The following is an 18,569-nucleotide window of genomic DNA, read 5'->3' on the forward strand; positions in this document are numbered from 1 at the left end:
CAAAGCCGGTTCAGGATCCCCGGCAGGAGCCTTTGCTATGCAGCTTGGAATGATCGGCCTCGGCCGCATGGGAGCCAATATCGTCCGCCGGCTGATGAAGGCCGGGCACGAATGCGTGGTCTACGACCGTGATCCCAAGCCCGGTGCGGCGCTGGCAAGCGACGGCGCGGTGGTTGCCGCCGATCTCGCCGATCTCGTCTCGAAGCTTAAGGCACCGCGGGCGATCTGGGTGATGCTCCCGGCCGGCGAGATCACCGAGGCGACGCTCAGCGAACTCGCGGCCCTCGTCCAGCCCGGCGACACACTGATCGATGGCGGCAACGCCTTCTGGAAGGACGATGTCCGGCGCGGGCGGGAGCTCGCAGAGAAGGGGCTGCACTATCTCGATATCGGCACCAGCGGCGGCGTTCACGGGCTGGAGCGCGGCTATTGCCTGATGGTCGGTGGCGACAAGGCGGGCTTCGACCGTCTGGAGCCGATCTTCAAGGCGCTGGCCCCTGGCAAGGGCGACATTCCAGAGAGCCGGCACCGCGAGGGCCGCAACCCGGCATCCGAGCAGGGCTATCTGCATTGCGGCCCGGTCGGTGCCGGCCATTTCGTCAAGATGGTTCATAACGGCATCGAATACGGCATGATGCAGGCCTTCGCCGAAGGGTTCGACCTGTTGCGCAATGCCTCGGCCAAGGACGGTCTGCCACCCGAATACGGCTTCGATTTCGATGTCGCGGAGATTGCCGAAGTCTGGCGGCGCGGTTCGGTCGTGACCTCCTGGCTGCTCGATCTCACGGCCGAGGCATTGGCCGCCGACGAGGAGCTGTCTGCCTATACCGGGCATGTCTCGGATTCGGGCGAGGGGCGCTGGACGGTGCAGGCCGCGGTGGAGACCGCGACGCCGGCCGAGGTGCTGACCTCCTCGCTCTACACCCGCTTCCGGTCGCGCAAGGACCACACCTTCGCCGAGAAGGTGCTCTCGGCGATGCGCGCCGGGTTCGGCGGGCATGTCGAGCCGAAGAAGCCGTGAGCCTCATGAGCGCTTTCCCGCATGGGCAGATGCCGGCCGTCATCGTCGTCATGGGCGTCGCCAGCTCCGGCAAGACCTCGCTCGGCGAGCGTCTGGCCGAGCGGTTGGGCTGGCCGTTTCGTGATGCGGATTCCTTCCACCCGCCCGAGAACGTCGCCAAGATGTCGAGCGGTACGCCGTTGAACGATKAGGACCGCAAGCCCTGGCTGGCGGCGATCGCGGCCTGGATCGACGAGCTGCGCGCGACCGGCAAGAACGGAATCGTCACCTGTTCCGCACTGAAACGTGCCTATCGCCGCGTCATCATCGGTGACCGGCCGGATGTCGCGCTGGTCTATCTCAAGGGCTCGCGGGAGCTGATCGGCCAGCGCATGGCGGCGCGCCAGCACCATTTCATGCCGCCGGCGCTGCTCGACAGCCAGTTCGCGGCGCTGGAAGAGCCAGGGGCGGATGAGCACCCGCTGGTCGTGTCGGTGGCACTGGCCAAGGATGCAATCGTCGACGAGACGCTTGCCGGCCTGGCGGCGACGGGAACTCCGGGCGCTGGCACCCGCTAAGGCATCGGCCCGAAAAGTGGATTGCGGTTTTCGGGAAAGCCGATGCAAGACAAAGGGTTAGATCATTGGACTGGATACGATATCCGGTCCAATGATCTAGTCAGTCCTGCGCCCACATCCGGGTGAGGTTCGCGACCGATTTGGAGATCAGGTCGAACTCGGGCGTCTTGCCCTCGCGGCCGAACAGTGCGCGACGGGCCCGGTCGAGATCGAACAGGATCTCGCGCTGGCTTGCGTCGCGGATGAAGCTGCGAGCCCAGCCGACGGCAGCGATCCGTTCGCCCTTGGTCACGGGCGCGACATGGTGCAGCGTGGTCGAGGGATAGGCGATGAGCGAACCGGCCGGGAGCTTGATCGCCTCGTCGCCCGACGGGGTCTCGATCACCAGTTCGCCGCCTTCATAAGTCGCGGGGTCGGCCAGGAAGAGGGTGAACGAGACATCGGTGCGCATGCCGCCCATCAGGGCGTCGTCGACATGGCTGCCATAGGCATGGCCGGGCTCGTAGCGGCTGAAGAGCAGCGGCGTCAGGGCCTTGGGGCGGACGGCGGCCGCGAAGACCTCATTGGCGAGGATGCGCTCCCCGAGGAGCGCCTTGAGCGCATCAGCGCGCGCACCCGGAGCCGCCTGCCGGTTGTTCTTGACCAGTTTCGCATTCCAGCCCGCGGTCCTGCCACCATCCTCGAAGCGCAGCGAGGCCAACGCGGCACGGGCATCTTCGATCTCGGCTTGTGTCAGGATGTTGCCGATCGGCAGGATCATGGAGATTCTCGCTGGCTGAAGGCCGCATCTACAGTTTGCGCCGGGGCAGAAAATAGCTTGGCATCAAGGGATTACTAGGGTGATTACCTTGATGTCTAGTTTAGAATCAATGTAATCGTTCTTCTAGGCGATGCGGTTGCTTGACGATGTCAGCTTTCGGGTTCATTCGAGAGGTCGTGTTCTTACGTGGGATGCCTGCCAGGCCCTGCGTGGCAGCGCCGCCTGTCGGCCCACCCGGGATGACATGATGAAGACTTCGAGCAAGCTGTGGATCGGTCTCGGTACGGTGATCGCTGCGGGAGCAGGCGTGGCGGCGGCCGGTTTCGCAGAGACCTCCGCCGCTCCGGCCCTGCATGCGAGCGGCTCCTTCGACATCGCCCAGCATGCTCATGGCGCTGCAGTGAAGGCAACGCCGGCCAAGGGGCAGGGCGGCGAAGGTGGAGAGGGGGGCGAAGGCGGCAAAGCCGACGCGCTGGCGCCCAACCTCAAATTTGCGCGTTCGATCGCCCTGATCCGGGGCCATCTCCTGGTTGGCGACGAACTGGTCAAGGATGGGCGCTTCGGTGAGGCGCTGCCGCACTTCCTGCACCCGGCTGAAGAAATCTATGGTGGCATCAAGAACGATCTCGCAACCTACAAGGTCCGTCCCTTCGAGGCCGCGCTGAAGGCGCTGGCGCAAACCGTCAAGGCCAGGAAGAAGGATGCCTATGACGGCGCGCTGAAGCTGGTGCATGAGCGCCTCGCCGAGGCCGACGCCGGGCTCCGTGAGGCCGAGAAGAACTGGCCGCGCTTCTCGGTCGAGACAGCGCTCGAGACCTTGAAGGTCGCCGCCGACGAATATGGCAACGCCATCGAGAAGGGCCGTATCGCCAAGGCGGTCGAGTATCAGGACTCGCGCGGCTTCGTCTGGCATTCGGCTGCGATGATCGATGCGGTTGCCGGCGAGCTTGCCGCCAAGGACGCGACTGCCTTCAAGGAATTGCAGGCTGCGCTTGCCGAACTCAAGAAGGCGTGGCCGACGGCGGTCGCGCCGAAGAAGCCGGTCAAGGATACCAGCGCCGTGCTCGGCGATATCGCTCGGGTCGAGCTCCAGGCTGGGAATTTCCTGCGCTGAGGCGCGGCGATGGCCCGGTCGGCCTCCCTTTTGAATGCCTTTCTCGCCGGCGCGACCACCGCCGCGCTCGCGCTGATCGGTGGCTCGCAGGCGGTGGAGCCCGCCCAATCCGCAACGGGTGCAGGGCTGACCGTTGCGCGCGCGAGCTATCGACGTCCCAGCGCCGTGCCGTTCCCTGCCTCGAACCCGCTCAACCCCGCCAAGCTTGAGCTCGGGCGGCGCCTGTTCGGCGATCCGGCCTTGTCCTCGAACGGTACGGTCTCATGCGCGACATGCCATGATCCGGCGCTCGGCTTCACCGACGGCGTTGCGATCGGGAAGGGCGTGGCACTGGTGCCGCTGGCACGTCATACACCGCATCTATGGAACCTCGCCTGGGGCGCAGCCTTCTTCTGGGATGGGCGGGCGGGCACGATCGAGGAGCAGGTGCACGGCCCGATCGAGAACCCGCTCGAGATGGCCGAGACGTTGCCGCATATCGCCGTCAAGCTCTCGCGCAGGCCGGACTATCGCAAGGCCTTCGCGAGCCCGTTTCCCGGTAGCCGGAGCATCGGGCCTGACCAGATCAGCGCCTCGCTCGCGACCTATGTCCGAAGCCTGGTCTCGCCGCCGACCCGCTTCGATGCCTGGGTCGAAGGCGACGAGACCGCCCTCACCAGCGAAGAACAGGGGGGCTTTGCGCTCTTCACCGGCAGGGCCGGCTGCAGCAATTGCCACTCCGGCTGGGCTTTCACCGATCGTGCCTTTCACGATGTCGGTCTGCCGGGGAGCGATCTCGGGCGCGGCAAGATCATCGATCTGAGAGCAGCCGATCATGCGTTCCAGACGCCGTCGCTGCGGGAGCTGGCCTGGACCGCGCCCTATATGCATGACGGCTCGCTGCCGACGCTGGACGCCGTGCTCGATCACTATGAGCACGGTGTCGTGCAGCGGCCGAGCCTCTCGCCGGATATCAAGCCGATCGGGTTGACGTCGGAGGAGCGCGCCGCGCTGTTGGCCTTCCTGGCGACGCTGTCGAGCGAAAATCCGCCCGCACCGGTTTCTGCCCTCAGCGCTGCCCGGCCTGCTGCGCTGGCGGTTGCGGACCTGGGCACGACGATCTCGCAGAAGAACAGGATGTTCCAGCCCTCGTCCGTTAGGCTGCATGCCGGCCAGAGCCTGACGATCAACAATGACGATGTCCGTACCCATAATGTGCGGCTGGACACCGGTCCCAAGCCGTTCAACTCCGGAGCGCAGGAGCCCGGCCAGTCGGTGACGCTCTTGTTCACGCGGGCCGGCATATATGAGCTCTATTGCGGCATCCACCCGACCATGCAGCTCAGTGTTTCGGTCGAGCGATAGGCCGGCCTGACGATCCGGCGTCGCATGCAAGGCCGGGCTTACTTTCAACCGATTGAAAAAAGCGCAGGAGAGGCGCATGTCTTGGGCGAGCGCGGCCCTGGGTCGCCACCCCCAAGCAGACGGTTCCTCTCATGCTCGACAAGGTCTTGCCGCCGCGTACGCTGAAGCTCAATGCCGCCGACAATGTCGCGGTCGCGGTCGATCCGATCGATGCAGGCGTCACCGCAGCGGGTGTCGTCGCCCTGAAACGCATTCCGCGCGGCCACAAGGTCGCACTGGCCCCAATTGCCAAGGACGAGCCGATCCGCAAATTCGGCCAGATCATCGGCTTTGCCACGGTCGACATCCCGCCTGGCGAATGGGTGCATGAGCATAATACCGGCTTCCACGCCTTCGAGCGCGACTATGATTTCTGTGCCGAGGCGAAGCCTGAATTCGTGCTGCCGGTCGAGCAGCAGGCGACGTTCGAGGGGTTTCGCCGCAAGGGCGGTGGGGCCGGCACCCGCAACTATGTCGGCATCCTCACTTCGGTGAACTGCTCGGCCTCGGTCGCGCGCTTCATGGCCGAGGAGGTCAAGCGCTCGGGCATTCTGGCCGATTACCCCAATGTCGACGGCGTCATCGCGCTGACCCACGGCACCGGCTGTGGCATCGACTACAATGGCGAGAGCTTCGAGGTGCTGAAGCGCACGACCTGGGGCTATGCCTGCAACCCCAACATGGCGGCGGTGCTGGTCGTCGGCCTCGGCTGTGAAGGGTTTCAGATCAAGCGCATGAAGGAAGCCTATGGCGTCGAGGAGAGCGACATCTTCCGCACCATGACGATTCAGGAGACGGGCGGCACCAGGAAGAGCGTCGCCGCCGGCATCGAGGCGCTGAAGGTGATGCTGCCGATCGCCAACCGCGCCGTGCGCGAGACGGTACCCGCCTCGGAGCTGACGCTTGCCCTGCAATGCGGCGGTTCCGATGGCTATTCCGGCATCACGGCCAATCCGGCGCTGGGCGCTGCCGTCGACATCCTGGTCGAGCATGGCGGCACGGCGATCCTGTCCGAGACGCCCGAAATCTACGGAGCCGAGCACCTGCTCACCCGCCGCGCTGCAACGCGCGAGGTCGGCGAGAAGCTCGTCGGCGTGATCAAGTGGTGGGAGGAGTATACCGAGCGCGCCCGCATGAGCATGAACAACAACCCCTCGCCGGGTAACAAGGCGGGCGGGCTCACCACGATCCTGGAGAAGTCGCTGGGTGCGGCGGCGAAGGGCGGCACCAAGACGCTGGCGGCCGTCTATCACTATGCCGAGCCGGTGAAATCGAAGGGCTTTGTCTACATGGACACGCCTGGCTACGACCCGGTCGCGGCGACGGGGCAGGTCGCGGGAGGCGCCAATATTCTCGCCTTCACCACCGGGCGTGGCTCGGCCTATGGCTGCAAGCCGACACCTTCGGTCAAGCTCGCCACCAATACGCCGATCTACGAGAAGATGATCGACGACATGGATATCAATTGCGGGGACATCCTCGATGGCGTGACGCTGGAGGAGAAGGGCCGCGAGATTTTCGAGACGCTGCTGCGCGTTGCGTCCGGCGAGCGCTCCAAATCCGAGCAGCTCGGCTATGGCGATGCCGAGTTCGTGCCCTGGCAGATCGGCGCAACGATGTGATCGCAGTCGTTTGACGGTAGGGGAGCGCGGTTCCATCGGCCGCGCTGTCCAAAACGGAAGCGCTGGGGGGCGCTCTCATGAAGCACATTCTGCTTGTCACCGTGCCGCGGCTTTTGCTCGGCCTGATCTTCTTGGTCAGCGCAGTCGACGGTTTCTGGTTCCTGGCGACGGGGAGCCATCTGATCCATCCGCCGACTTCGCCGAAGGGCATGGAATTCGAGCTCGCTCTGCAGAATTCAGGCTTCTTCTGGCCCTTTCTGAAAAGCGTCAATCTTGTCGGGGCGCTCAGCCTGCTTCTCAATATCGTGCCGGCCCTGGGGCTCGCATTGATTGCGCCGGTGATGGCCGTGATCGTGCTGTTCCACCTCACCATCAATCCGCAGGGCCTGCCGGTCGCACTCATCCTGATCGTCAGTGGCGGTCTGCTGGTCTACGCCTATCGCGAGCGCTACGCCGCCCTGCTTCGGTAAGGTTCTGGCCAATGGTCGTCCCGGTCGCCCATCGGCCACCCGGGATGACCCGAGTTTCATTCAGAGCGTAAAGCCCGAGAGCCGTTCGCCGATGTCGCTGATCCGTTCCTTGCCGACATTGGCGATGGCGATGCGCAGATGCTGTTCCTGCCCGGGGCCGAAATAGGGGCCGGGCAGGGCGAGCACGCCACGCTCCCCGACCAGGGCCCGCACCACCTCTGCCGCGGGCACGTCTGCGAATGGATGCGCGACATAGGCGAAATAGGCCCCGGCTGCGAGCACCTGCCAGCCGTTCAGTGGCGCCATCGCGGCACGGAAGGCGCCGGCCCGTGCATTGATCTCGGCACGGTTGGTCTCGCGCCAGTCGCGAATGCCGTCGATGCCCCAGGCAACCGCCTGCTGGCCGGCCCGCACGGGGCTGATCTGGACGCAGTCCAGCACCTTGCCGATCTGCTCTACGACCGCCTCTCCGGCGGTGATGGCGCCAAGGCGCCAGCCTGGCACGGCATAGGCCTTTGAGAAGCTGTAGAGGCCGATCACGGAATCCCGCCAGCCGCTTGTGGCGAAGATCTCATGCGGCGCCTTCACTCCGTCCGGCAGGAAGTCGCGATAAGTCTCGTCAATGACGAGCCAGATTCCGCGCCTCGCGCAGAGCGCGGCAAAGGCCGCAATGGTCTCGGGCGGATAGACCGAGCCGGTCGGATTGTTGGGCGTCACCAGCACGATCGCGCGGGTCTTTGCATCGATCAGGCTTTCCGCCTGCTCGGCATCCGGAACGAAGCCGCAAGCCGGATCGCAGGGGAGCGGGCGCGCTTCGACGCCGAGCATTGTCAGCGTCATCTCGTGATTGAAGTACCAGGGCGTCGGCAGCAGCACATTGTCACCTGCCCGGGCGAGCGCCATCATGGTCACGACATAGGCCTGATTGCAGCCGGAGGTGATGGCGATCTCGGTCGACGCAAATGGAGTGCCATAGATCCTGCCGATCTCGGCGGCATAGGCTTCACGCAGCGAAAGATCGCCGGTGATCGCGCCGTAGCGTGTCAGATCGGGCAGGGCGGCGGCCTCGCCAAGGCGCTGCAGCAGGGACGCGGGTGGTGGCGAGCCTGGCACAGCCTGCGAAAGATCGATCAGCGGGCCGGAGTGGCCGTCATAGGAACGAGCCCAACCCTGCGCCTGCGGGATCGGCGGCGTGCCGGTGTCGAGAAGGTCGGGGTTCAGCGTGGGGCGGACAGTCTGGAGCATGACGGCAGCTTTGAGGCGCGTCCGGCTCCGCGTCAATCGGCTTGGCCGCAGCACGGGGCAGCGCTCATATAGGCAGCGGCGAAGGCGGACGAGTGGGCCCATGCAGAACGAGACCAACGACGCGATCGACGAACTCCACGCGCTGCTCGACCGCGCTGCCGTGATCGTCAGTTTCACCGGTGCCGGGATCTCGACCGAATCCGGCGTGCCGGATTTCCGGTCGCCCGGCTCGCCCTGGATGATCCACAGACCGATCCCGTTCGACGCTTTCGTCGCCAGCCGCGAGGCGCGCGTCGAAGCCTGGCGGCGCAAGTTCGCGATGGATGACCATTTTGCCGGTGCGATGCCCAATCGCGGCCATAAGGCACTTGCTAATCTGGTGGCCCAGGGTCGCTCTCCCGGAGTGATCACGCAGAATATCGACGGGCTGCATCAGGATTCCGGCATCCCCGAGGACAGGATCATCGAACTGCACGGCAACGGCACCTATGCCACCTGCCTGACCTGCGGCTGGCGGCATGAACTGGCCGCGATCCGCCCGGCCTTCGAGGCAAGCGGAGAGCCGCCGCGCTGCATCATCTGCAGCGGCATCGTGAAGTCCGCGACGATCTCGTTCGGCCAGGCCATGCCGGAAGCGGCGATGCGACGGGCGCATGCGCTGACCATGCGGGCGGATCTCTTCCTCGTTGCGGGCTCGTCGCTGGTGGTGTTTCCGGCTGCGACGTTTCCGGCGATCGCCAAGCGCAATGGAGCGAAGCTCGTGATCATCAATCGCGAACCGACGGAGCCCGACGCGATCGCCGATCTCGTGGTGCGGGCCGAGATCGGCCCCGCGCTTGGCCGGCTGGCAGGCTGAGCGCGCCAAAAGCGTTGCCAATCTGCCGCGGTGTCCATCGCGATGATGTGGATGACGCCAAGCCGGCTGTATCGCGCCTTCGAACCGATGGTATCGTATCGGCACGAATCAAACAGTTCGCGCGGAGATGAGCGGGACATGTCCGACGAGTTCGGTGAGAGCGGGCGGCCACCGGTCGGTCCGATTCAATCACTCAACCGCATCATGCGGCTGGACGGAGGCGAAGGCTTCGATCACGACGCAAGCGTCGAGGTCGTGGGCTACGTCAAGTGGTTCGATGTCAGCAAGGGCTACGGTTTCGTGGTTCCTGAGGATGGCGGTGCCGACGTGCTCGTCCATGTCACCATCCTGAAGCGCGATGGCTTCAACGCCATCGCCGAAGGGGCCCGCATCGTTCTGGAAGCGATCGCGAAGGCGCGCGGACGTCAGGCGGTGCGCGTGATGTCGATCGATACCTCGGCCGGGCGCCATCCGGCGGAGATGCCGCTGGCACGCACCAATGTCTCGGTTGCTCCGACGAGCGGGCTCGAGCGCATGGTGGTGAAGTGGTTCAATCGCCTGCGCGGCTTCGGTTTCGTCTCGAAGGGCGAGGGCGCTCCGGACATCTTCGTCCATATGGAAACCTTGCGCCGCTACGGCATCGTGGAGCTCATCCCCGGCCAGACGGTGCTGGTGCGCTACGGACCTGGACCGAAGGGCCTGATGGCGGCCGAGATCAGGCTGGAGCAGGGCGGCGCGATCAGCTCGCACTGAGCGCCGACAATCAGATCGCAGACCAAGGAAGAGGCGCCGTCAGGGCGCCTTTTCCTTTTTGTGGGCGCCGAGCGCCCGGCGTCGGACAGCGGCGGCCATGAACTCGCCTCTCGCGCGCGAGGTGATCTGCGCGTTTCGCCGAGAATCGTCAGCTGCTTCGGGAGAATGGCGTCAGGCACGGCCCGTCATCAGGCCCTGCTGCCCATTGCCGACCCGCTAGAGCGCAAACGACGTCCCACAGCCGCAGGAGCTGGTCGCGTTCGGATTGGTGATCTTGAAGGACTGGCCGACAAGATCATCGACGAAATCGATCGTGCAGCCTTCGAGCAGGTCCAGCGAGGACTCGTCGATCAGGACGGTTGCGCCGTCGCGCTCGATCACGAGGTCGCCCGGCGCCTTTTCGTGGTCGACATCGAAGATGTACTGGAAGCCCGAGCAGCCGCCACCGGCGACGCTGACGCGCAGCATCGAGCCGGGCGGCTCCTTCGCCATCACCGCGACAATGCGATTCGCGGCCTTGCCGGTGACGGCGATGCCACGCGGATTGACCTGAAGATCGGTCGTCATAGGCAGATGCTCCTTGCACCTTTGTTGTCTGCGAAGGTAATTGCGCCGCAGCGCCTGTACAAGCAGGGGGCGTCGATAGGTCCGCCATGCCGCAGCCACAGAGCCCTTCATCCGACCGCGAGCCCGGCGACCGCTGGCGCGCGGCCTATGCCTGTCGTTCGAGCCAGAGCCGCGGCCGCCTGATCGCGGAGCCGGCGTCACCGACGCGCAGCCATTTCCAGCGCGATCGCGACCGGATCATTCATTCCACAGCCTTCCGCCGTTTGAAGCACAAGACGCAAGTCTTTGTTTCGCATGAGGGAGATCATTACCGTACCCGCCTGACGCATACGATCGAGGTGGCGCAGATCGCGCGTGCACTCGCCCGGGCGCTCGGCCTCGACGAGGATCTGGCCGAGGCTCTGGCGCTGGCGCATGATCTTGGCCACACACCGTTCGGGCATACCGGTGAGGATGCCCTCGATGCCTGCATGCACAAGTTCGGTGGTTTCGATCACAACGCCCAGACGCTGCGAATCGTGACCCGGCTCGAACATCGCTATGCCGGTTTCGACGGGCTCAACCTCAGCTGGGAGACGCTGGAAGGGCTGGTCAAGCATAACGGCCCGCTGATCGACCCCGACGGCATGCCGACTGCCCGCTATGCGAAGACTGGTATCCCAGCGGCGATCGTCGAGTATCAGGAGCGGCAGGATCTCTGGCTCGACAGCCATGCCTCTGCGGAGGCGCAGGTCGCCGCGCTCGCCGACGACATCGCCTACAACGCTCATGACATCGATGATGGCTTGCGGGCTGGGCTGTTCGGGCATGCGGAGCTTCGCGTCGTGCCGTTCCTGGCGGATCTGCTCGACGAGATCGAGCGGTTGCATCCTGGCCTCGAGACCTCCCGCGCCACGAACGAGCTGGTGCGCCGGGTGATCACGCGCTTCGTCGAGGATGTGATCGGGCGCTCCCAGGAGCTCATTGCCGCGCTGGCGCCAACTGATGCCGATGCGATCCGCCGGGCGGGAGAGCCCGTTGTCGCCTTCTCGGAGATGATCACGACGGCCGATCGCCAGATCAAGGCCTTCCTTTATCCCAACATGTACCGGCACCCACGGGTCGGGGTCATTCGCCAGCAGGCAGCCGACGTGGTGCGCGACCTTTTCACGCGCTTTGCTGCGGCGCCGCAGGCGATGCCGCCCGACTGGGCGGCTGGGATGACGGAGCTCGACGAGCCCCGCAAGGCCCGCCGGATTGCCGACTATATTGCCGGTATGACCGACTGGTACGCGCTCGACGAGCATCGCCGCCTGTTTGACGCGACCCCGTCGCTGCGATAGGCCCGGGCACTTGTTCCTTCCAGTTTTCGTATTCTTGCGGTCGCAATGAACCTGTTCGAGACCTTTTCCGCGCGCATCAACAGCGCCCTGACCCTGCTTGCAGATCGCGGCGCCATCCCGACCGGGCTGTCCTTCGCCCGTGTCGTCGTCGAGCCGACGCGGGACCCGGCCCATGGCGATCTTGCGATCAATGCCGCGATGGTGCTCGCCAAGGAGGCCGGCACCAACCCACGCGCTCTGGCAGCCTTGCTGGTTGATGAGCTCGCGCGTGATCCGGACGTGGCGAAGGCCGAGATCGCGGGGCCGGGCTTCATCAACCTGACGCTGCAGCCGGCCGTCTTCACGGGGATTCTGAAATCCGCGATCGAGGCCGGACTGGATCACGGCCGCGGTGCGCTCCGGCCCGATCCGAAGATCAATGTGGAATATGTCTCGGCCAATCCGACCGGGCCTATGCATGTCGGCCACGGGCGCGGCGCTGTCTTCGGCGATGCCTTGTCGAGCCTGCTCGCCTTTGCCGGCCACGCGGTCAGCCGCGAGTACTATATCAACGATGCCGGCGCGCAGGTCGATGTACTCGCCCGCTCCGCTTTCCTGCGCTACCGCGAGGCGCTGGGCGAGGAGATCGGGGCGATCCCGGAGGGACTCTACCCCGGCGACTATCTCAAGTCGGTCGGCGAGAGCCTGGCCAAGACCTATGGCGAGAGCCTGCGGGGCAAGCACGAGTCCGAATGGCTGGTGGCGGTGCGCGCTGCCGCGATCGACGGCATGATGGCGATGATCCGGGACGATCTCGCTGCACTCGGGGTCGTTCACGACGTCTTCTTCTCGGAGCGCTCGCTTCAGGCGGTCGACGGCAATATCGATGCCGTGCGCGAGACGATCGAGGACCTGCGCTCGCGCGACCTGATCTATGAAGGCAGGCTTCCGCCACCCAAGGGGCAAAAGGACGAGGACTGGGAAGACCGCGAGCAGACCCTGTTCCGGGCCACGCTGTTCGGCGACGATGTCGACCGGCCGCTGCTCAAGTCGGACGGCAGCTACACCTATTTCGCCAATGACATCGCCTATCACCGCTCGAAATTCGTTCGCGGCTTCGCCGAGATGATCGATGTCTGGGGCGCTGATCATGGCGGCTATGTCAAGCGCATGTCGGCCGCGGTGAAGGCGGTGACGCATGGAGAGGGCTCGCTCGACGTCAAGCTCTGCCAGCTCGTGCGGCTGCTGCGCAATGGCGAGCAGGTGCGCATGTCGAAGCGCTCCGGGGATTTCGTGACGCTGCGCGAAGTCATCGACGAAGTCGGCCGCGATGCGGTGCGCTTCATGATGATCTTCCGCAAGAACGACGCGACGCTTGATTTCGATCTCGCCAAGGTCGTCGAGCAGTCGAAGGACAATCCCGTCTTCTACGTCCAATATGCCCATGCACGCTGCGCTTCGATCTTCCGGCAGGCGCGCGAGGCGTTCCCGGGCATCGATCTGTCGCCCGCGGTGCTGGCGCAGGCGGACCTGTCGCGCCTGACCGACGAGGCGGAGATCGGCATCATCAAGATGATCGCTGCCTATCCAAGAATGATCGATGCAGCGGCCAGCGCACATGAGCCGCATCGCGTCGCATTCTTCGTCCATGAGCTGGCGAGCGCGTTCCACTCGCTCTGGAACAAGGGCAAAGACTCGCCGCAATTACGGTTCGTTAATCAAACTGATCGAGAATCCACGGTAGCAAGACTGGCGTTCGTGCACGCGGTGCGCAGCGTCCTTGCCTCCGGTCTGGCTGTCGTCGGGGTTGCGGCGCCGGAAGAAATGCGTTGACGGCCAGGATCGCCGGCGGCGCGCAAAGTCGGTCAGATTGACCTTGCGTAGAGTTCGGCGTTCCATTCGGGCGCCGACAGCGCTGGAATGGATCATACCATGAGTGAGCCAGCTAGGAACCGTTTCGCCCTCGACCTCGATGACCTCGAGCGTCAGCTGCGCGGCGCGGCTCAGCCTCCAAAGGCAGGGGCGTCTGTCGACCCGCTTGTCGAGCTGACCCGAATCGTCGGTCAGGATGACCCCCTGAAGGAACTCTTCTCGCCGCGGGCCGCTGCCGCTCCCGTGCAGCAGCAAGCGGCCGCCGCTGGAGCCTGGCCGGGCGCCCGGCAGCGCCAGGAGCCTTCTTTTGCCCAGGCACCGGCTCAGCAGCCTGTTGCCGCCAACAATGCACAGCCGCCGGCCGATATGCTGGGGGCACTCGACGAGTTCGAGGCGCTGCTTCGCCGCGGGGATATCGCCCGCCCGRCACCTGCCGCCGAACCGGTCCGGCAGGCTGCGGTCTATGTTCCGACGCCGGTCGAACAGCCGGAGCCCTATCGCACTGCACGGTCGGAGCCCGCCCGGCCTGCCGCGCATGATGCGCGTGACCTCGACGAGGAGCGTGGCAACGCGCAATATCAGGATTACGGCCACGACACGCAGGCGGACTATCCCGAGCCGCCGCTGATGGCCGAAGACGATTATCAGGATCTGCCGCCGCGGCGCTCGCGCAAGGGCCTTTGGGCTGCCGCTGCCGCGATTGCCGTCGCAGTGATCGGCGTCGGCGGCTACATGGGCCTGCGCGGTCCGTCCGTGACAAGCGACGGCCAGCCGCCGGTCATCGCGGCCGATGGCGGCCCGAGCAAGGTTGCGCCGACCAATCCCGGCGGCGCCGAGATTCCGAATCAGAACAAGCAGATTTACGAGCGTGCTGGGGACAGCCCGTCGAACCCGACCAAGGTCGTCAGCCGGGAGGAGCAGCCGGTCGATATCCAGCAGGCGGCACGCACGATGCCGGGCCGGATGGTCATGCCGGGGCTCGGCTCGACGCCGCAGGCAGGCGCCAACGGCAATCCGTTGGCCCAGGCTCCGGCGGCTCCCGAGCGCGGCTCCGTCTCGCCGGCCGAAGCTGGTCTGATCGCAACGTCCAGCGTACCAGGCCTCGGCGAGCCGCGCCGGGTGCGTACCGTCTCGATCCGTCCCGATGGCACGCCGGCGCCTCCGCCCGGCGCGAACGCGGCCTATAGCAACGGCGCGTCAGGGCTCGCGACCGGCGCAGCGCCGACCAGGCTCGGCGGGAACCTGCCGCTCAATCCATCCTCGACCGCGAGCACCAATCCGCCGCGGCAGCGTACGGCTGCGACGCCGGCCGTGGCGCCTGAAGCTCCGAAGGCTCAGGAGCGCGTCGCGACCCCTGCGCCGGCGACCACTCCGGCCGCGCCGGTGCGTGTTGCAAGTGCTGCTCCGACACCGGCTCCCGCTGCGACGCCTGCTCCGGCGACCGCCGCGATCCGTAGCGGCACCGGCGACTTTGCCGTGCAGCTCGCTGCCCCCGGCAGCGAAGCGGAAGCACGCGCCGCATTCGCGGCCCTGCAGCGCAAATATCCCGGCCAGCTCGGCGGCCAGTCGCCGATCGTCAAGAAGACGGATCTCGCTGGCGGAAAGACCGTCTATCGCCTGCGCATCGGGCCGTATTCCCGCGAGGATGCGGCAACGATGTGCACGCAGCTTCAGGCTGCCGGCGGCCAGTGCTTCATCGCCAAGAACTGATTGCCAACTTCGAGATGATCAGACCGCCGGTGGCTTCTGCCACCGGCGGTTTTCCTTTGCCGTGTGTCGCGGACAGGGGGCGGTGTTATGTCGTGCTGTGTTGGCAGGGGCTGGGCGTCCGGGATCGCGGTCAAAGACGCACGCGTCGAATCCGGGTAGGGCATGCCCTGAAACGATGACACCGAACTCAGGAGGACATCCATGGATCGCCGTACTTTCGTCAAGGCCTCAGGCGCCGGAGTCGCAGCCGGTGGCGTGACCATCGCTGCGCCGGCCATCGCGCAGGCCCAGCCGAAGGTCAGCTGGCGCCTGACCTCGAGCTACCCGAAGAGCCTCGACACGCTGTTCGGCATCAGCACGCAGATCGCCAAGCGCGTCGCGGAAGCGACGGACAACCAGTTCCAGATCCAGGTCTTCGCGCCGGGTGAGATCGTGCCGGCATTGCAGGCGCTCGATGCCGTCCAGAACGGCACCGTCGAGTGCAGCAGCACGCTGTCGAGTTTCTACATTGGCAAGAACCCGGCCTTCGCCTTCGAGACCTCGCTGCCTTTCGGCTTGAACACCCGCCAGCACAATGCCTGGCTCTATCAGGGCGGTGGGCTCGAGCTCTGCCGCGCCTTCATGAAGACCTACAACCTCCACACCATCCCCTCGGGGAATACCGGCGCGCAGATGGGTGGCTGGTTCCGCAAGGAGATCAAGACGGTCGAGGATCTGAAGGGCCTGAAGTTCCGGATTGCCGGCCTCGGTGGCACGATCCTGGCGAAGCTGGGCGTCGTGCCGCAGCAGATCGGCGGTGGCGATATCTATCCTGCGCTGGAGCGCGGCACGATCGACGCAGCCGAATTCTCAGGTCCGCTCGACGACGAGAAGCTCGGTTTCCAGCGCGTCGCCAAGTACTATTACTATCCCGGCTTCTGGGAGGGCTGCGCCAATGTCAGCTTCATCGTGAACCTGGAGAAGTGGAACGCGCTGCCCGCTTCGTACAAGGCGATCGTGGAAGCGGCCTGCGCCGAGGCCAACGCGCTTTGCGTCGCGAAATATGACCACGGCAATCCCGACGCCCTGCTGCGCCTCGTCGCCAGCGGCGCTGAGCTCAGGCCGTTTCCGCAGGACGTGATGGTCGCCGCCTTCAAGGAAGCGCAGGCGCTCTATGGCGAGCTTGCGGCCAGCAATCCGGCCTTCAAGACCTTCTATGATTCGTGGTTGCCTTACTGGCGCAAGGAACAGCTCTGGTTCCGTGTCGCAGAACTGCCCTTCGACGCGTTCAACGCCGGCATGGCGCAGCAGATGCGCTGAGCCTCGATGTGCTGAGCCTCCTGGGCTCTGCCAAATAGGTCGAGAGCGAAGCCCGGGGCCAGTTGGTCCCGGGCTTCTTCCGTTAAGGCGCCAGAGCGGGAATCATGCGAGAAGACGGCTTCCGCTGCTTTGCAATCCGCCTCGGGCCTGCTTCATGAAATCCCGCGCCTTCATTGCCGGTTGCCTCGGCACCAGCCTCACCCCTGACGAACGCGCCTTCTTCCGCGATGCCAGGCCCTGGGGCTTTATCGTCTTCAAACGCAACACCCAGACCCCGGAACAGACCGCGGCGCTGACCGCGGAAATGCGGGAGGCCGTGGGCTGGCATGCGCCGATCCTGATCGACCAGGAGGGTGGCAGGGTGCAGCGGATGGGGCCGCCACACTGGCCGGCCTATCCGCCGGCGCAAGCCTTCCTTGGGATCAACGACCCCGTGCAACAGCGCGAGATCGTGCGGCTCTCGGCACGGCTGATGGCGCATGATCTCAAGGCCGTCGGCATCGATGTCGATTGCCTGCCGGTACTCGACGTGCCGGTCTCCGGCAGCCATGACGTGATCGGCAACCGCGCCTATGCCCATGACCCCGACATGGTCGCGCGCCTCGGCCGCGCGGCGGCGGAGGGACTCCTGGCGGGCGGGGTGATCCCCGTGGTCAAGCATATGCCCGGCCACGGCCGGGCGCGGGCCGATAGCCATCATGACCTGCCGGTCGTCGACGCCTCGCTCGAGGCGCTGCGCGGGCATGATTTCCGGCCGTTCCGACATCTCGCCGACATGCCGATGGCAATGACGGCACATGTCGTGTTCACGGCACTCGATCAAAGGCATCCGGCCACGGTTTCGCGTCGGGTCGTCAAGGAGATCATGCGCGGCGAACTCGGCTTCGACGGCCTGATCATGACCGACGACATCTCGATGAAGGCGCTCTCAGGCAGCTTCGCGGAGAAGTCGCGGGCGGCGATCCGCGCCGGGGTCGACGTCGTGTTGCATTGCCACGGCATCATGGAGGAGATGATCGCCGTTGCCGGCGCTGTGCCGGACATGACGGGGGCACGGGCCCGCCGCGCCGCGATGGCGCTCGCCCGGATCCGGCATGAGCCCGAGCCGCTCGATGTGGAGGCTGCGCGCGCCCGGCTGACCAGCGCCCTTGCGTTGGGCGGCCGATAGTCGGAACCTGCGTTCTCAGGGGTGACAGCTTGGGGATGCGGCGGGAATGGACGCCGAACTGCCGTTCGAGGACGAGGCCAGGCCGGCACGCACTGACGGCGAGCCGGCGCTGCTCGTCGATGTCGACGGCTATGAAGGCCCGCTCGACCTGCTGCTCGACCTGGCCCGGCGGCAAAAAGTCGATCTGCACCGCATCTCGATCCTGGCGCTTGCCGAGCAGTATCTAGCCTTCGTCGAGCAGGCGAGGGCGCTCAGGCTTGAGCTTGCCGCTGACTATCTCGTGATGGCGGCCTGGCTCGCCTATCTGAAGTCGCGGTTGCTTTTGCCCGAACCACCGAAGGGCGAGGGGCCGAGTGCCGCGGATCTGGCGACGGCGCTGGCTTTGCGGTTGCGCCGGCTGGAGGCGATCCGCGCGGCGGCGCGGCGGCTGGCGTCCCGGGAAAGGCTGGGACAGGACGTCTTCGCCCGTGGTGCGCCGGAGCCGATCGTTGCCGGCGCCCGCCCGGTCTGGGAGGCCGAACTCTACGATCTGCTCTCGGCCTATGGCCAGCAGCGCCAGAAGCGGGCGCAAAGCCATATCTCCGTCGGGCATCGCATGGTCTGGTCCCTGGTCGAGGCGCGGGAGGTCCTGCAGCGACTGGTCGGCGAGGCGGCGGACTGGACGGCGATCGACCCCTACCTGACCCGCTACATGGCGAGCCACGGGCTGCCGCAAAGCGAAATGCGCGCGACCGTTCGTGCCTCCGCGCTGTCTGCCATGCTGGAGATGGTGCGCGAGGGAATTCTCGATCTGCGCCAGGATGGTGCCTTCACGCCGCTCTATATCCGGCGGCGCTCGGCGCGGCCGCCGACCCTGCCGCTATGATGGCTC

At 65.8% G+C, this 18,569-nt stretch carries 17 protein-coding genes; 14 read left to right on the plus strand and 3 right to left on the minus strand.

The window, feature by feature from the left end; genetic code table 11:
* Window positions 1–37: 37 nt before the first annotated feature.
* Window positions 38–1,021 (plus strand): phosphogluconate dehydrogenase (NAD(+)-dependent, decarboxylating), encoded by a 984-nt coding sequence (gnd, locus tag AC1DW9_RS10640; protein ID WP_476776247.1) that lies wholly within the window; start codon window positions 38–40, stop codon window positions 1,019–1,021.
* Between the two features lie 5 nt (window positions 1,022–1,026).
* The gene (locus tag AC1DW9_RS10645) at window positions 1,027–1,578 is read left to right on the plus strand and encodes a gluconokinase (protein WP_476855083.1); all 552 of its coding nucleotides are present in this window, start codon (window positions 1,027–1,029) and stop codon (window positions 1,576–1,578) included.
* A 100-nt stretch (window positions 1,579–1,678) separates the two neighbouring features.
* Here the strand turns inward: AC1DW9_RS10645 and AC1DW9_RS10650 are convergent, their stop codons facing one another.
* A complete protein-coding gene (locus AC1DW9_RS10650) occupies window positions 1,679–2,338 on the minus strand; it encodes a Fe2+-dependent dioxygenase (RefSeq protein WP_441505990.1) in 660 nt (219 codons plus the stop codon).
* A gap of 247 nt (window positions 2,339–2,585) precedes the next feature.
* On the opposite strand from AC1DW9_RS10650, the gene AC1DW9_RS10655 reads away from it, so the two are divergent.
* The 4 genes from AC1DW9_RS10655 to AC1DW9_RS10670 all read left to right on the plus strand — a co-directional run bounded on the left by AC1DW9_RS10655 (window position 2,586) and on the right by AC1DW9_RS10670 (window position 6,927).
* Window positions 2,586–3,452, plus strand: a complete 867-nt coding sequence (locus AC1DW9_RS10655; RefSeq protein ID WP_441505989.1) for a hypothetical protein — start codon at window positions 2,586–2,588, stop codon at window positions 3,450–3,452.
* A 9-nt stretch (window positions 3,453–3,461) separates the two neighbouring features.
* The gene (locus AC1DW9_RS10660) at window positions 3,462–4,796 is read left to right on the plus strand and encodes a cytochrome c peroxidase (protein WP_476776246.1); all 1,335 of its coding nucleotides are present in this window, start codon (window positions 3,462–3,464) and stop codon (window positions 4,794–4,796) included.
* A gap of 131 nt (window positions 4,797–4,927) precedes the next feature.
* On the plus strand, window positions 4,928–6,457 hold the full coding sequence (locus AC1DW9_RS10665; protein WP_069880244.1) for a UxaA family hydrolase: 1,530 nt from the start codon (window positions 4,928–4,930) through the stop codon (window positions 6,455–6,457).
* A gap of 77 nt (window positions 6,458–6,534) precedes the next feature.
* Window positions 6,535–6,927 carry a hypothetical protein gene (locus AC1DW9_RS10670; RefSeq protein WP_441505987.1) on the plus strand — a complete coding sequence of 131 codons (393 nt, stop codon included), beginning with the start codon at window positions 6,535–6,537 and terminating at the stop codon, window positions 6,925–6,927.
* 60 nt (window positions 6,928–6,987) lie between these two features.
* Here the strand turns inward: AC1DW9_RS10670 and AC1DW9_RS10675 are convergent, their stop codons facing one another.
* Entirely contained in the window at window positions 6,988–8,172 is a 1,185-nt protein-coding gene (locus AC1DW9_RS10675) for an aminotransferase (protein ID WP_441505986.1), read from the minus strand.
* Between the two features lie 100 nt (window positions 8,173–8,272).
* Between AC1DW9_RS10675 and AC1DW9_RS10680 the strand changes: the two genes are divergently transcribed.
* Both AC1DW9_RS10680 and AC1DW9_RS10685 read left to right on the plus strand, forming a co-directional pair.
* Complete coding sequence (locus AC1DW9_RS10680) at window positions 8,273–9,028, plus strand: SIR2 family NAD-dependent protein deacylase (protein WP_441505985.1); 756 nt, start codon at window positions 8,273–8,275, stop codon at window positions 9,026–9,028.
* Window positions 9,029–9,166: 138 nt separating this feature from the next.
* Complete coding sequence (locus AC1DW9_RS10685) at window positions 9,167–9,781, plus strand: cold-shock protein (RefSeq protein WP_441489695.1); 615 nt, start codon at window positions 9,167–9,169, stop codon at window positions 9,779–9,781.
* 216 nt (window positions 9,782–9,997) lie between these two features.
* Here AC1DW9_RS10685 and AC1DW9_RS10690 read toward each other — a convergent pair whose 3' ends face one another.
* Window positions 9,998–10,348, minus strand: a complete 351-nt coding sequence (locus AC1DW9_RS10690; RefSeq protein ID WP_441505984.1) for a HesB/IscA family protein — start codon at window positions 10,346–10,348, stop codon at window positions 9,998–10,000.
* Window positions 10,349–10,434: 86 nt separating this feature from the next.
* On the opposite strand from AC1DW9_RS10690, the gene AC1DW9_RS10695 reads away from it, so the two are divergent.
* The 6 genes from AC1DW9_RS10695 to AC1DW9_RS10720 all read left to right on the plus strand — a co-directional run bounded on the left by AC1DW9_RS10695 (window position 10,435) and on the right by AC1DW9_RS10720 (window position 18,563).
* Window positions 10,435–11,670: a deoxyguanosinetriphosphate triphosphohydrolase gene (locus AC1DW9_RS10695; protein WP_441505983.1), complete on the plus strand. Its 1,236-nt coding sequence runs from the start codon at window positions 10,435–10,437 to the stop codon at window positions 11,668–11,670.
* A gap of 45 nt (window positions 11,671–11,715) precedes the next feature.
* The gene (gene argS, locus AC1DW9_RS10700; protein WP_441489698.1) at window positions 11,716–13,482 is read left to right on the plus strand and encodes an arginine--tRNA ligase; all 1,767 of its coding nucleotides are present in this window, start codon (window positions 11,716–11,718) and stop codon (window positions 13,480–13,482) included.
* Between the two features lie 99 nt (window positions 13,483–13,581).
* The gene (locus AC1DW9_RS10705; RefSeq protein ID WP_476855084.1) at window positions 13,582–15,231 is read left to right on the plus strand and encodes an SPOR domain-containing protein; all 1,650 of its coding nucleotides are present in this window, start codon (window positions 13,582–13,584) and stop codon (window positions 15,229–15,231) included.
* 201 nt (window positions 15,232–15,432) lie between these two features.
* Window positions 15,433–16,530, plus strand: coding sequence for a TRAP transporter substrate-binding protein (locus AC1DW9_RS10710; protein WP_441505981.1), 1,098 nt, complete (start codon window positions 15,433–15,435; stop codon window positions 16,528–16,530).
* Window positions 16,531–16,684: 154 nt separating this feature from the next.
* Complete coding sequence (gene nagZ, locus AC1DW9_RS10715) at window positions 16,685–17,698, plus strand: beta-N-acetylhexosaminidase (protein WP_441505980.1); 1,014 nt, start codon at window positions 16,685–16,687, stop codon at window positions 17,696–17,698.
* 46 nt (window positions 17,699–17,744) lie between these two features.
* Entirely contained in the window at window positions 17,745–18,563 is an 819-nt protein-coding gene (locus tag AC1DW9_RS10720; protein ID WP_441505979.1) for a segregation and condensation protein A, read from the plus strand.
* The last annotated feature ends 6 nt before the right edge of the window (window positions 18,564–18,569 follow it).

The sequence above is a fragment of the Allobosea sp. P4_E12 genome (assembly GCF_056401655.1).

Coding starts and splice junctions, on each gene's coding strand:
- AC1DW9_RS10665 (WP_069880244.1), top strand. CDS start 4,928: ATGCTCGACAAGGTCTTGCCGCCGCGTACGCTGAAGCTCAATGCCGCC.
- argS (WP_441489698.1), top strand. CDS start 11,716: ATGAACCTGTTCGAGACCTTTTCCGCGCGCATCAACAGCGCCCTGACC.
- AC1DW9_RS10695 (WP_441505983.1), top strand. CDS start 10,435: ATGCCGCAGCCACAGAGCCCTTCATCCGACCGCGAGCCCGGCGACCGC.
- AC1DW9_RS10655 (WP_441505989.1), top strand. CDS start 2,586: ATGAAGACTTCGAGCAAGCTGTGGATCGGTCTCGGTACGGTGATCGCT.
- AC1DW9_RS10675 (WP_441505986.1), bottom strand. CDS start 8,172: ATGCTCCAGACTGTCCGCCCCACGCTGAACCCCGACCTTCTCGACACC.
- AC1DW9_RS10680 (WP_441505985.1), top strand. CDS start 8,273: ATGCAGAACGAGACCAACGACGCGATCGACGAACTCCACGCGCTGCTC.
- nagZ (WP_441505980.1), top strand. CDS start 16,685: ATGAAATCCCGCGCCTTCATTGCCGGTTGCCTCGGCACCAGCCTCACC.
- AC1DW9_RS10660 (WP_476776246.1), top strand. CDS start 3,462: ATGGCCCGGTCGGCCTCCCTTTTGAATGCCTTTCTCGCCGGCGCGACC.
- gnd (WP_476776247.1), top strand. CDS start 38: ATGCAGCTTGGAATGATCGGCCTCGGCCGCATGGGAGCCAATATCGTC.
- AC1DW9_RS10685 (WP_441489695.1), top strand. CDS start 9,167: ATGTCCGACGAGTTCGGTGAGAGCGGGCGGCCACCGGTCGGTCCGATT.
- AC1DW9_RS10720 (WP_441505979.1), top strand. CDS start 17,745: ATGGACGCCGAACTGCCGTTCGAGGACGAGGCCAGGCCGGCACGCACT.
- AC1DW9_RS10670 (WP_441505987.1), top strand. CDS start 6,535: ATGAAGCACATTCTGCTTGTCACCGTGCCGCGGCTTTTGCTCGGCCTG.
- AC1DW9_RS10650 (WP_441505990.1), bottom strand. CDS start 2,338: ATGATCCTGCCGATCGGCAACATCCTGACACAAGCCGAGATCGAAGAT.
- AC1DW9_RS10690 (WP_441505984.1), bottom strand. CDS start 10,348: ATGACGACCGATCTTCAGGTCAATCCGCGTGGCATCGCCGTCACCGGC.
- AC1DW9_RS10710 (WP_441505981.1), top strand. CDS start 15,433: ATGGATCGCCGTACTTTCGTCAAGGCCTCAGGCGCCGGAGTCGCAGCC.